The sequence below is a fragment of the Mycobacterium sp. SMC-21 genome, assembly GCF_045310825.1.
In the GTDB taxonomy this organism is placed as follows: domain Bacteria; phylum Actinomycetota; class Actinomycetes; order Mycobacteriales; family Mycobacteriaceae; genus Mycobacterium.
In genome coordinates, this window is record NZ_JBJIAO010000012.1 from 126,717 (window position 1) to 138,941 (window position 12,225).

Annotated in this window: 12 protein-coding genes and 1 tRNA gene; 4 read left to right on the plus strand and 9 right to left on the minus strand. The window is 63.2% G+C overall.

Features of this window, described 5'->3' with window-relative positions:
- Positions 1-94 precede the first annotated feature (94 nt).
- Together ACJH6H_RS14765 and ACJH6H_RS14770 are read right to left on the minus strand one after the other, a co-directional pair.
- Complete coding sequence (locus ACJH6H_RS14765) at positions 95-1,633, minus strand: hypothetical protein (protein ID WP_406775159.1); 1,539 nt, start codon at positions 1,631-1,633, stop codon at positions 95-97.
- Between the two features lie 248 nt (positions 1,634-1,881).
- Positions 1,882-3,192 (minus strand): ammonium transporter, encoded by a 1,311-nt coding sequence (locus tag ACJH6H_RS14770; RefSeq protein WP_212808106.1) that lies wholly within the window; start codon positions 3,190-3,192, stop codon positions 1,882-1,884.
- Positions 3,193-3,358: 166 nt separating this feature from the next.
- Between ACJH6H_RS14770 and ACJH6H_RS14775 the strand changes: the two genes are divergently transcribed.
- Positions 3,359-4,204, plus strand: coding sequence for a superoxide dismutase family protein (locus ACJH6H_RS14775; protein WP_406775160.1), 846 nt, complete (start codon positions 3,359-3,361; stop codon positions 4,202-4,204).
- A 232-nt stretch (positions 4,205-4,436) separates the two neighbouring features.
- On the opposite strand, the gene dcd is transcribed toward ACJH6H_RS14775, so the two are convergent.
- Positions 4,437-5,006 carry a dCTP deaminase gene (dcd, locus tag ACJH6H_RS14780; RefSeq protein WP_133428252.1) on the minus strand — a complete coding sequence of 190 codons (570 nt, stop codon included), beginning with the start codon at positions 5,004-5,006 and terminating at the stop codon, positions 4,437-4,439.
- Positions 5,007-5,051: 45 nt separating this feature from the next.
- Here dcd and ACJH6H_RS14785 point away from each other — a divergent pair.
- The 3 genes from ACJH6H_RS14785 (at position 5,052) to ACJH6H_RS14795 (ending at position 6,470) form a co-directional block, all read left to right on the plus strand.
- Positions 5,052-5,125: transfer RNA gene (locus ACJH6H_RS14785), tRNA-Gly, on the plus strand.
- Positions 5,126-5,385: 260 nt separating this feature from the next.
- Complete coding sequence (locus tag ACJH6H_RS14790; protein ID WP_406775161.1) at positions 5,386-5,997, plus strand: hypothetical protein; 612 nt, start codon at positions 5,386-5,388, stop codon at positions 5,995-5,997.
- Positions 5,994-6,470, plus strand: a complete 477-nt coding sequence (locus tag ACJH6H_RS14795) for a hypothetical protein (RefSeq protein WP_406775162.1) — start codon at positions 5,994-5,996, stop codon at positions 6,468-6,470. The genes ACJH6H_RS14790 and ACJH6H_RS14795 overlap by 4 nt, the downstream gene beginning before the upstream one ends.
- Here ACJH6H_RS14795 and ACJH6H_RS14800 read toward each other — a convergent pair.
- From ACJH6H_RS14800 to ACJH6H_RS14825, 6 genes are all read right to left on the minus strand, one after another.
- Positions 6,467-7,936 (minus strand): tyrosine-type recombinase/integrase, encoded by a 1,470-nt coding sequence (locus ACJH6H_RS14800; RefSeq protein ID WP_406775163.1) that lies wholly within the window; start codon positions 7,934-7,936, stop codon positions 6,467-6,469. The genes ACJH6H_RS14795 and ACJH6H_RS14800 overlap by 4 nt on opposite strands.
- Before the next feature lie 2 nt (positions 7,937-7,938).
- The gene (locus ACJH6H_RS14805) at positions 7,939-8,589 is read right to left on the minus strand and encodes a recombinase family protein (RefSeq protein WP_406775164.1); all 651 of its coding nucleotides are present in this window, start codon (positions 8,587-8,589) and stop codon (positions 7,939-7,941) included.
- A 154-nt stretch (positions 8,590-8,743) separates the two neighbouring features.
- Positions 8,744-9,286 (minus strand): hypothetical protein, encoded by a 543-nt coding sequence (locus ACJH6H_RS14810; RefSeq protein ID WP_406775165.1) that lies wholly within the window; start codon positions 9,284-9,286, stop codon positions 8,744-8,746.
- A 191-nt stretch (positions 9,287-9,477) separates the two neighbouring features.
- Entirely contained in the window at positions 9,478-9,771 is a 294-nt protein-coding gene (locus ACJH6H_RS14815) for a hypothetical protein (protein ID WP_406775166.1), read from the minus strand.
- A complete protein-coding gene (locus ACJH6H_RS14820) occupies positions 9,768-10,274 on the minus strand; it encodes a hypothetical protein (RefSeq protein WP_406775167.1) in 507 nt (168 codons plus the stop codon). Before ACJH6H_RS14820 ends, ACJH6H_RS14815 begins: the two co-directional genes overlap by 4 nt.
- Before the next feature lie 335 nt (positions 10,275-10,609).
- Positions 10,610-12,154, minus strand: a complete 1,545-nt coding sequence (locus ACJH6H_RS14825) for a hypothetical protein (RefSeq protein ID WP_406775168.1) — start codon at positions 12,152-12,154, stop codon at positions 10,610-10,612.
- Positions 12,155-12,225 lie beyond the last annotated feature (71 nt).

Sequence of the window (12,225 nt, forward strand, 5' to 3'; positions counted from 1 at the left end):
GTGCCTTGATAGGCAGCCGTGATGAGCGCGGCGCGAAGTGACACTGAGCGTCAGGCCAACGGCAGATGACAAACAGCCGCCGGCCTGACGGACGTCAGTTGTTCTTCTGGCAGAAGATCAGGAAGCAGGTCTGCTTGGGCTGCTTCGGCTTCTTGCCGGAGTCACCGGGGTAGTCGCCCGGGTACCCGTTCGAGCCGCCCGGGTACTGGTTTCCGGGGTAGCCGTTGCCGGGGTACTGGTTTCCGGGATAGCCGTTGCCCGGGTAGTTGCCGGGGTAGTCGTCGTCGTGACCGCGGCCGCCGCGACTCGGGTAGTCCGGGTAATTGTTGCCCGGGATCCACTGCGGCTGCTGCGGACGCGGCACCCACGGATTCCAGGCCGGCGGCTGCTGACCGGGCATCACGTAGACCGGCGGCGGCAGCACTGCCGGAGCCGGGGCCGGAACCGCCGCGGGCGGGGGTTCGACGGGAGCGGCCGGCACGTCGGGCATCGACACCGGGACGGGTGCCGGAGCCGGCGCGGGGGCTTCCGGAGCGGGCGCGGAGACATGCACCTGCGGCGCGGATTCCTTGACGACCTGCGGCGCGTCGACGTGGCGCGGAGCCTGAACCTGCGCCTCGGGTGCCGGTTCGGGGGCAGCTGCCGGTGCCGGGGCGGGCGGCGGGACGGCGGCCGGCGGCGGCGCGGGAGCGACGACCGGAGCGCTGGGCACGATGGCGGCCTGTGCCGGCGCGGGCCGTTGATCGACCGTCGGCCGGATGCTCACCGCAAGCGAAATGGCAAGGGCCACAACGCCGACGACGAAGATCGAGGTGAGCGCGCTACCGACCAGCAGGAAGGGCTTGCGGCCCTGGTCGGCGACCACGGGGGCGTCGCCCAGCTCGTCGAAACCGAACTCGTCGGCCGTCAGCAGCGGCGCCGCCAGCGGAGCCGCGGCAGCGACACCACCCGGTGCGGCCGAGTAGGCCAGGCCGGCGGTGGCAGCGTCGAACATCGGCGCGCTGGCCGAGGCGAGGGCGGCACCACGAGCCAGCGCCAGGTCGGCGTCGCCCGGGGCGTTCACCGGGATGTCGAGCAGCTCGGCCAGGTGCGCCTGCACCGCGGTGACGTCGACGCCGGATCCGACGACGAACATGCCCTGCGGCGAGGTATCGGCAGTGGCGACGGCGGCTGCCATGTCGCCGAGGACGGCCATGGCGTCGGTGCTGTGCAGGCTGCGGCTCAGCACCTTCGAGATGGCACCATCGGCATCGACGACGGACATGGTGGCGGTGTCGCGGTCGACGAACAGCAGACCGGTGCTCGAGTAGCCGACGGCCCGGCCTGCAGCCTGTGCCAGCGACCCCGCGGCGTGCAGCTCGGAGACCATCATGACGTCCTTGACGCCTGCGGCGTCCAACGCGTCGCGCAACTGCGCGGCGGCGTCGTGGTCACTCCATGCGACGCCCACCGATTTCAGGTGGTGGCCGCCTTCCTCGGCGCTCTCCCGGGTACCCAGGATCGCGCTGACAACCTGCTCAACCGGCGTTGCTGAACCGTCGGCCGTCTGCGTTTCGAAAATATCGTGGTCGACGATCTCGCCGTCGGCCTTTTCACCCTCAACCAGCGCCATACGCACCGTGGTTGGCGTCATAGACACACCCAGAACGATGTCCACTGACCCTCCAATAGTGTTCGCTACGCTATCTAGGCCGACACCGAGAATTCCCTGCCGCGCAGGCCACAACCAGATACTTCATCGCAGCGAACGGCGGAGTCGTTACCGATTCCCCCAGCTCATGGAGCCACGATGCAGTTCTTGCCGCGGCGCTGGCTCACATGGTCCCGCCAATGCCGGTGGTTCAACCCTACCCGCGTTCGGCGTAGATGACCTAAGCAGTTTCAGGCGTCCTCGGCGTCCGGGCGAGGCTGCTTCAACAGATCGGTCAGCGAGCTGGAACCCGTCGGGCGGCGGGTGCCCAGGTGGCCGTGCACGCCCTCCGCGTAGGCCGTTTCGGCGTGCTGGGTGAAGTCGACGCCGGCGGTCTCGTCCTCGGCGCTGAGCCGGAAACCCATGACCCTGTCGATGATCTTGCCGAGGACGAACGTCGCCGTGAAGGCGTACGCGGCGACGACGGCCATCGCGAGCAACTGCTTGCCGAGCTGGGCGAATCCGCCGCCGTAGAAGAGGCCGCGGACGCCGCCGGTCATGACATCCGTCGCCAGCAGGCCGATCAGCACGACGCCGACGACACCGCCGACGAAGTGCACGCCGACGACGTCGAGCGAGTCGTCGTAGTTGAGCTTGAACTTGAGGCCGACCGCGAACGAGCAGACCACACCGGCCAGCAGGCCGACGATGAGCGCGCCCAGCGTGTTGACCGTGCCGCACGACGGGGTGATCGCGACCAGGCCGGCGACGACGCCGGACGCCGCGCCGAATGTCGTCGGCTTACCGTCGCGTACCTGCTCGACGGTGAGCCAGCCCAGCATGCCGAGACAGCCTGCGACCAGGGTGTTGAGGAAGATCGCAGCGGCGGTGCCGTTGGCGGCCAGCGCCGAGCCCGCGTTGAAGCCGAACCAGCCGAACCACAGCAGACCGACACCGAGCAGAACGAACGGCAGGTTGTGCGGGCGCATGGCGTCCTGCTTGAAGCCGATGCGCGGGCCCAGCACGATGGCGAGCGCCAGCGCCGAGGCGCCCGACGCGATCTCGACGACCAGGCCGCCCGCGTAGTCCAGCGCGCCCATCTTGGCGAGCCAGCCGTCCGGACCCCAGACCCAGTGCGCGATCACGCTGTAGACGACGATCGCCCAGATCGGCACGAACACCATCCACGCCGAGAACTTGGCGCGGTCGGCGATGGCGCCGCTGATCAGGGCGGCGGTGATGATGGCGAACGTCAGCTGGAAGGTGGCGAACAGCAGCTCCGGGACGGCGCCGTGCGTGGTGCTGGGGCTGATGCCGAGCATGCCGAAGTGCTCGAGGTTGCCGAGGAAACCGTCGCCGTCGGAGAAGGCCAGCGTGTACCCGAGCACGAGCCACGCCACCGTCACCAGCGGAATCGAGATGAAGCTCATCATGATCATGTTGAGCACGCCGGTCGTGCGGACCATGCCGCCGTAGAAGATGGCCAGGCCCGGCGTCATCAGCAGGACGAGAGCGGTGCTGGCGAGCAGCCAAGCGGTGGCGGCGGGATCGATGCCTTGCACGTGAGACTCCTTCGACAATCTTGACGAGGATGTATCGGCGGCGTTTCCGGCACGCGGCGACTGCGTTTCCGACTTGTTACACCAGCCTCACATGGGTATTTGGGGCGTGGTTCCCCGTGAAACAAGTGGCGGTTAGACGCTGGTGGTTCCGGGTATCAGGGTGTTCATGTTGAAGCGCACAACTGCAGCTGCCGCCCTGCTCACTGCACCCGTTTTTGTGCTGGCCGCCTGCAACTCCTCCAACCAGAACACGTCGAAATCATCGACCTCGGCGCCGCCGACCACCTGGACCCAGGCCAATCCGTCCGCGCTGAACGTCGTGCTGAAGACCTCCGACGGCAGGCCCGTCGCGAACGCCTCGATCGACTTCACCGACGGCTACGCCACCGTGACCGTGGAGACCACCGGCGGCGGCATCCTCGCCCCGGGTAGCCACGGCATGCACATCCATTCCGTCGGCAAGTGCGAAGGCGACTTCACCTCGGCCGGCGGCCACCTGCAGGTCGCGGGGCACACCGGGCATCCGGCGAGCGGTGACCTGACGCCGCTGAACATCCGCGGCGACGGCACCGGGAAGGTCGTCGCGACGACCGACGCATTCACCGAAGCCGGTCTGAAGGGGCCCGAAGGCAGTGCGCTGATCATCCACCAGGGGCCGGACAACTTCGCCAACATCCCGCCGCGCTACACCCACAACGGCACACCTGGGCCGGACGCCGAGACGTTGGCGACCGGTGATGCCGGTGGGCGGGTGGCGTGTGCAGTGCTCGCCCCTGCGGGTTCTACTTCGTCTTCGTCTCCGTCTACTTCGACGTCGACCGCGACGGTCACCGAGACGACGGGCGTGCCGGTGGCGCCGCCGGTGACGTCTTCGAGCGCGACTTCGACGTCCACTTCCCCGACATCTACTACTCCGTCGACCACGACCACTACTTCCACGACGGTGCCGACCACGAGCACGACGATTCCCACCAGCCCGGTCGCGCCGGTGAACCCGATGCCGGGTGGCTGAGTTTGGTCTAGGCGTTGACCCTGTATCGAGGGCGCAAAAGGTCGAGTAAGTGGTGCCCTGGTTACAGGGTCAACGGCGGCGAGCAGCCCGTGTGCGTTGATCCTGCGGCCACGGCGAGAAACGCCGAGTAGCGCACCCCTCCACCGCGGACTCAGCACTCAGGTGGCGTTGACTGCGAATCTACGTAGCCCGCGACTCGCAGAAGTTCTGCGTCAGTTCGCAGTCAACGGGGCTAGGGCTTGACGAAGTTCAGGTACGACCGCGAGGGCGTGGGGCCGCGCTGTCCCTGGTACTTGGAGCCCACCTTGTCACTGCCGTAGGGGTGCTCCGCCGGGCTGGTCAGGCGGAGCAGGCAGAGCTGGCCGATTTTCATGCCGGGCCACAGGGTGATCGGCAGGTTGGCGACGTTCGAGAGCTCGAGCGTGATGTGCCCGGAGAAGCCCGGGTCGATGAAGCCCGCCGTGGAGTGCGTCAGCAGGCCGAGCCGGCCCAGTGAGCTCTTGCCCTCGAGACGGCCCGCCAGATCGTGTGGCAGCGTGCAGGTTTCGAGTGTCGAGCCCAGCACGAACTCGCCCGGGTGGAGGACGAAGGGCTCGCCTTCGGCGGGCTCGACCAGCGTGGTCAGCTCGTCCTGCTGCTGCGCCGGGTCGATGTGCGTGTAGCGGGTGTTGTTGAAGACCCGGAACAGGCTGTCCAGCCGGACGTCGACGCTGGAGGGCTGCACCATCGAGTCATCGAACGGGTCGATGCCGAGACGTCCAGCAGCGATTTCAGCACGAAGATCGCGATCGGAGAGGAGCACGTGGGGAGCCTATCGGGCCGAGTTGATATCCTGCAGCGGCACCATGCCGATGTAGTTCAATGGCAGAACATCAGCTTCCCAAGCTGAATACGCGGGTTCGATTCCCGTCATCGGCTCCACCATTCGCGCTGTTCAGCGCGTTTTCCGGTCTGGCCACGCCCACCAGCGACCCGGTTTTGTTCGGATTTCGTTCGGTTAGCAATCCTGTTCGAATGGCTGTGGCCGGATTTGACCGCCAGCCAGCAAACACCGGTGTCAGCGCAGGTCAGCGCGCCGTACGCGGTTGACGCGGTGCGATTCACCGGTCAATTGAGGACATGCCGCGCTTAGCGTGTGTAAGAATCCGCGCAGGATTCGCACAGTCAACAGACAGGGGCGCATGGTGGGGTTTGGTAGCGAATTGCGGCGAGTGCGTTGGATTGGCGCGCCGGTCATAGGTATCGCCATTGCCGCCGTCGCGGCGTGTGGCGGCAACTCGGGGAACAACGCCACCACCGTTACGCAGACCGTCGCAGCGACGGCAACCGTGCAGACCTCGACCGAGTCCATCGCGCCGTCGGGTGAGGGAGTTGCCACGGCTGCCACGTCTGCCGATCTCAAGGTCTGCGGCGCGCCCAACGGATTAGAGACGCGCGGAATGCCATTTGTAAAGTCGTTTCGCGGCTTCAAAAATACCCTTGGTACTAACACTTCGCAGACCGTGAACGCTAAGGAATTAACCGAGCAACTCTATGCGCTGACTACCATCGGCGCTACGGCTGGCTTCACTGACGGAAGCGAGGCCATCAATGAAGCCAGTTTAGAGGTAAGGCAAGCCACTCGAAATCTTGTACAAGGCGCTCAAAGCGTTATACACAATCTCGCAAAAGGCGAATCCTTACAGATCAATCCGAGCGAATATACTGACCTCATGATTACGTTCGCGTCGACTATCCGCGCATGCAAGGATGCCGGGTACACAGTTTCTTGGTACCAGGCAGTACAACAATGACAGACCAGCCGCGGGACTACCTTGCGATACCACTTCCAGGGCACAAGGGAATAGCAATCATTTTCACCGCGATCGCTGCGACATTCCTCGTGATATTGATTTCGCTCGCAGCAATGCCAATGAAGGTAACCAATGGCGACTGCGGTACCGTATTCGCATCGTCGGACACTTGGACATACGACTCGAACATCAAAGCCGCGAACGACTTCGCACGAAAATCCGTACGCTCTTCGGCAGACCTCGATCGTTTCGCGTCCAATCTTGTCGACAATATGATGTCAGACCTGGCGTTCGGCAGCGCCGTTCACGATCAATGTAAGGAACGCCACGAAACCCGCCTGACATGGATTGTAGTTGTCGGAATTACGGCCGCCATATTCGTAGTTGGTGCGATCCATTTTGGCCGCCAACACCGACGGGTCACGTCATCCAACGCAACACCAAGCCATTCGGCCAACATCGATAGCGATTAACCCCTCCGACGCAGCGGCAACACGTTCGAGCCGGTCGGCGCGTCCAATGCATCGAGCGCGGCCATAGCGTCGCTGGCGTCATCGGTACGGAATAGGTGCACGTAGATATCCCGCGTGGTCGATGGTTTTGCGTGGCCTAGCCACTCGCTGATTTCCTCCACCGAGCGACCGGCAGCGGCGCACAAACTCGCGTAGGTGTGGCGCAGGCTGTGGAATTTGAATTTCGGTGGCAATAGTTCGCCGCCGTGCCCCGCGATCTGGCCACCCATTGACCCGCCAGGGCCCTGGGTGTGGGTTTCGCGAGCAAGTCGATTGGCTCGCAAAACAGCGGGCCGAAACACCGCTTTGTAGAACGTCTGGTGGCTCAGCATTTGCGACCAGTCGAGCTGTAAGCGCTGCGTTGCTTCTGCCACCGAAAGCGCAGCCAATGCGGTTGCCTGACGCTCGGCCTTAAGCGCTGCGGTCAGCGGCGTGCCGTCTTCTGTGCCCGGTGCGCGTTTTCCGGTCGGCTTAACGCGCGTGAGCGTCACAGCGCAGAACAGCGGCGCTGTGGGCTCACTACGGCGCGGGTGCACGGCCAGGTAATCCCGTAGCAATTCCGCCGTCGTCTTGCGCAGCGGCACCCGGCGCAGACTGCGTTTGGTTTTGGTCGTGTCGTAGGTCAGCAGTTCGCCCGAATTCTCGACCGTGCGCCGCACGTTGAGCCAGACCGTGCCGCCAGGATTGACCGGCCAATCGATGTCGCCCACCTGTAGACCGGCCAGCTCGGCAGCGCGCAGACCCGACCACGCGGCCAGGTGCACCATGACGGCGCACGGCCAGGGGGTCGCGTCCACCAGAGCGGCGACCTCATTTGGCGCTAGGAATTGGTCAGGGTCATCAACCACACCGGGATTGCTATTGCTCACGGTGCGCTCTGTCGGCAGCTTGACGTGATCGGCAGGGTTGTCGAGCAATCGCCCATCGGCTACGGCCTGGTCGAGCACCGCTTTCACCACGAAAAAGTGGTGCCGGATCGTGCTCACCGACTTGCCTGCCTTGGCCATGTCGGCAATCCACCGGGCCAGATCGGTGCGCGTGATCGTATTCATGGCGCGGTCACCAAACGTCGCGGCAATCGAGAGCCCTGCGGTACTGACCAGCGAATTGGTCTCGGCGTCGATTGTCTTGTGAGCGCGGGTTTTGGTGGCCAACAGGTTCGCGTACCCGCGCCGTGTGCGCGGTTTCAGATCGTGGCGACCGGCCAGCCACTCGGCAGCGACCACGCCAAACGTATCGCTACCGAGCTTGCGCAGGCTCACCGGGGATTTGCCCTGCATCACCAGGTTTTCCGCATCGCGTGCGGCGTCGAGAGCGGCCTTTTTGCTACTGAATGTCCCGGCGCTGCGCTCGCTGCCATCGCTCTCGCAATACATGGCGGTATGCCGGTTGCCCTTGGCAGATTTGCGCGTAATCGTGCGTGCCATGGTCAGCGCTCCAATTCCGTTGTGCCACTTTGCGTTTCATTGCCCGAAACCTGTTGCGCCGCAGTATCTTTCGACTCGCCAAGCACGCGGTACACCGTCGCACGGCTCACGCCCAGAGCGTCAGCGATCACCGGCACCGGCTCGCCAGATTCCCGCATACGTTGCGCCAGTTGGGATTTGGACGCGGTCAGCGCTTTTGGTCGGCCCACACTCAAGCCTCGCGCTCGGCGCGCTGCGCTACTCGCTGCCTTGCGCTCGCGAATCAGCTCTAGCTCAAGCTCGGCCAGGCTCGCGAGCACACCGGCAATCATGCGACCGGTTGCGTTGCCGGTGTCGATTCCCTCGCGAATAGACCGCAGCACAATGCCGCGCTCGGTCAGCTCGCGAATCGTGGTCATTACCTCGGCGGCGTCACGGCCCAATCGGTCGATACCGGTCACAACGATCACGTCACCGGTTCGGGCGTAGTCCAGTAGCGCGTCCATCCCTGGCCGCTGTGCGCGCCGTAGAGCGCCGGAAAGCTGGTCTGAGTAGATGCGGGCCGGTTCGACACCTGCAGCGCTCAGAGCGTCGGTCTGGGCGTCTAGTGACTGGTGGCCGGTGCTCACTCGGGCGTACCCGATCACCTGGCCCGTCGTCGTGGTCTGTGTCATGCCCCGAATCTATCTCAAAATGGCACACCTGACTAGTTCTGCGAAACCATTTTGAAACAGGTTGTGAGACATACCGACCAGGCATTTTGTAGCCAAATCAGTACGCGCTCCGACCCGTCTCAGTTCCAAGGATTTGCGACGGTTCGCCCTGCCCTCACGGCCTGCTCAATTGGCGACGATATTCCCGGTTGGCGTCGGCAGCGGCCTCCATCGCCTGTTCGGTCGGCATATAGCCACCGTTCGGCAGCGGGTACGTCGGCGCGTAATTCGCGAGCGTTTCTGTGGCGCGTTGGTGCGCCCGGTTGGCGGCGTTCTGCCGCAAGGCGTCGTCTGTGTCGCCCTGGTCGTCGCTGGCCGTCTGTTCGACCAGCTCGGCGTCGATGACCTCGTGACCATCGGGCGTCGTGCCCAGCACGCGCACGCGCTCGGGTGACCCACCAGGGCCCTGGGTGGCAGCGCTTTCCAGCTCGCTAAATGCTGGCAGCTCCCCGGCCCGCTCATCCCCGATTTGGCGACGGTAATCCTCGCGCGAACCGCTCTCGATTTCGGCCATGAGATTTTCGTACGGCTTGACCGTGACCTCAAGCTGTTTTTGCTCGACAACACCGGCCCGGTCCAACGCTGAATTAATCGCTTGCAGCGCTACATAACTCGGAATTTTGTCGCTATCCGCCATGCCTAGCAATCGCTCGGCCATTCGGTCTGCGGCCTCACGCAGGCGTTGTTGCGCTTTCGCTACGACTTGCGGAGCCTTCCCGCCGTGAGTGCCGCACACGGTTGAGCCGTTGATCGCCCATTTTTTGCAGGGCTCCCCGGTGCGGGAAGAATGAGCTGTGCATCGCCTACTGGCCGATGGGTCGGGTAGTCCATGGGTCTGAGTGGTCATGCCTATTTCCTTTCCCAGATCAGCCGGCCATCTTGGTCGGCCTCACTCTTGTTTGCGTCAACTAAAATCAGTTGCTCATCTTCTGCGTCCCAACCGAATTCGATCTTTCCGGCCTTCCACAGCTCCAAAACGCTCGCCGCTGTGAACAGCTCACCCACAGCCGCTACCGCGATGTTCAGCTCATCGCTACCGATAGCGCCACCAGAGCACTTGACCAGCTCGGCCACCAATTGCGTTGTCTTGGCACGGCCTAACGGCCAGTCGCCACTGTCGATCTCGCTCACTGATTGCGTCATCCCGCTATCTCCTGTTCCGTCACCAATTGCGTTTCTGCTCTGCGTTGTTCGTTGCGCCGTTGACTGCGTTCGCTATCCAGACGCATTCGCTCCCGGTCGGCATCGGTCACCACACTGATTGCGCCACCCTTAACCCCTAGGCCAGCCGCTTGTATGTACGTGGCATTCTCCCGTCTCAAATCGTGCTTGCCGCGACCGTCGGTCAGCTCCCAATCGGTATCAAAAGCCAAGCGTTGCAACAATGCTGGCCATGCCGTCTGCGCGAAATCCAGTTCGGGACACCGCGCCAGCTCGGCCAGTGTCGTCAACAGCTCTGTATAGGTCGCCACTGCGCCAGTCCTCACCACAACCGATTTCAATCCACCGACGTCGTAACCCGCCAACGCGCGCAACACATCTGCATTCCTGGCACGCAATCCACAGTTGTCGTGAAACGCTCGCCATCGCCTGATTCCTCCCAGACCCGGCACCACAGTCAGGAAACCCTCATCGCCGATAATCAATCCCGTGCACCCATCGCACACAATCGCCAGCTCACCTGGCTTAATCGCTAGCTTTTTACCCTTTGGCAACTCACCTGCCCCTGTCTATTGATTCCATACTCAAATACACTTGCCCTTTGCGGATTAGCTGATTTCATCGGCCACCCTTGTACACCTTGTACACCTTGTACATGTCGCGTGACACCGACCGAAAATCCCCTATTACGCGATTGATCTTTTTCTATTTTTCCTGTTCGTATACAACGGTTCGAAATTCTGTTCGACACAATTTTTCGCACCCATGTACAAGGTGTACAAGGTGTACAAGGGTCGAAATCGCCTGCACGCCACGTTTGCTAGCTCGCATCGATCAACGCCAATTTGTAGCCGATCGTCTCCCCGCTCCTTTTGGTATCAATTTTCCGTACGCGCTCGGTGTCGACTAGATGCCCAACCGCGTCGTCAAATAGGTGTCGGTCCCGAGCTGCAATCTTCTGAGTCAATTTCCAGCGCGCCACGGGTTCGGCAGCCTCGCCCAGCAAGCGAATGATTTTCGCGGCCACGCGCTCGATATCGTCTGATTCCATTTGCGATTTGGCCTCGCTCGCAGCCCGGTCGCGCACGGCCTGATTCCTACCGATTGACTGCTGCGCTGCATCGGCCTTGGCAGCGAGCTTTTGCTCAATCCATTTGCGTGTCAGCACCGAAACGGCCATCACAGCGCCAGACAGTCGCCAATCGTCGTCGGTGATCTTGTCGGTTCGGCCATCGAGCCACATCAGGATCGCGGCCACTTTCAATCGCGTTTGGTTGGCGTGCGCGTCGAGCGCGTCAATGCGTTTGGTTCCCCGGTTGTGCTCGACCCGCTGGCGATCCAGCCACACCCAAATATGTTCCGGTACTTCAATTTCCGTACGATCTTTGGACCGCGATTCGGTGTCGAGCAATGCAGTGTGGTCGGCACCGGCCACCAGCGTGTACGCGCCGTTTTTGCCGAGCTTTTTCTTGGGGGCAACGTCCTGCCAATTGCGTAGCGTTAGCCGCCGTGGCGCACTTGGCCGCACGTCGGGCATATCCGGATCGAGCACCGGCAGCCACACGTACCGCTGCGGCGTACCGCCGTCGCTGTCGTGGATCAATACGCCAGCGTTTTTCGGCTGGACACCGACCCCCATGCAGAATCGATAGCGGTGCGCGCACAGCTTGATTGCCTTGGTCGGGTCTGCGTACGAAAACCCCAGAGCCTCGCCGCTGTACGCGCTACGCAAGATCGGCAGCATGGTCGAGCTGTTGCGGCCACTGATTGCGCCCAGCGAATCAATCTCGCGAACGTCGAACAGCACCGACCAACGCATATTGATCTGTGCCGGTGGCTGGCCACGCTGATTCTGTTTGTAGGCGAATTGCTTGACCATGCCCTCGCCGCTACCCGCTTCTGCGGTGTAGGGCATTGTGTCGGCAACGAGCCAGTCATCAGCGGCCACCGTGGCAGCACCCTTGCCGTCACCGCTGTTGCCCGCGAACGCTACGTAAAGGTTCAGCGATGCCTGACCACCGACCACCGGGGGCAGAACCACATCAGGAGGGATTGCGCTCGCTGCGCGCAACATGACATTGCCCAGCATTGCCCACGGGCCGCACCGACGCGATTTCGCGAACTGATACAGGTCTGCGAGCACCTGGCGCGACTGCCAGAACTCGGCCACCGAAAGCGAATCGGGTGAGCCAGCGGCATCGGTGAACGTGAGCACCGATGTATCCGACACCGGGCAATCGCTGTCACCGGCAGCCGATTCCGTATGGAATTGCAGACCATCGGCCAGGCCAGCGTTATCGCGGGTGTTGGTCCCGTAGTCGCGGCACATGCGCTGCCAGCGCTCGGCGTGGTCGTCGCCGAGCAATGATCAGAACCTGTGGATGAGCCTCGGCGAGGCGGCGTAGGAAAGGGCGCACCTTCCCGAGGATGATCTGA

Excerpts from the sequence above, each read along its gene's own strand:
- ACJH6H_RS14775 (WP_406775160.1), top strand. The coding sequence starts at position 3,359 with ATGTTGAAGCGCACAACTGCAGCTGCCGCCCTGCTCACTGCACCCGTT.
- ACJH6H_RS14795 (WP_406775162.1), top strand. The coding sequence starts at position 5,994 with ATGACAGACCAGCCGCGGGACTACCTTGCGATACCACTTCCAGGGCAC.
- ACJH6H_RS14790 (WP_406775161.1), top strand. The coding sequence starts at position 5,386 with ATGGTGGGGTTTGGTAGCGAATTGCGGCGAGTGCGTTGGATTGGCGCG.
- ACJH6H_RS14765 (WP_406775159.1), bottom strand. The coding sequence starts at position 1,633 with ATGACGCCAACCACGGTGCGTATGGCGCTGGTTGAGGGTGAAAAGGCC.
- ACJH6H_RS14800 (WP_406775163.1), bottom strand. The coding sequence starts at position 7,936 with ATGGCACGCACGATTACGCGCAAATCTGCCAAGGGCAACCGGCATACC.
- ACJH6H_RS14805 (WP_406775164.1), bottom strand. The coding sequence starts at position 8,589 with ATGACACAGACCACGACGACGGGCCAGGTGATCGGGTACGCCCGAGTG.
- ACJH6H_RS14815 (WP_406775166.1), bottom strand. The coding sequence starts at position 9,771 with ATGACGCAATCAGTGAGCGAGATCGACAGTGGCGACTGGCCGTTAGGC.
- ACJH6H_RS14810 (WP_406775165.1), bottom strand. The coding sequence starts at position 9,286 with ATGGCCGAGCGATTGCTAGGCATGGCGGATAGCGACAAAATTCCGAGT.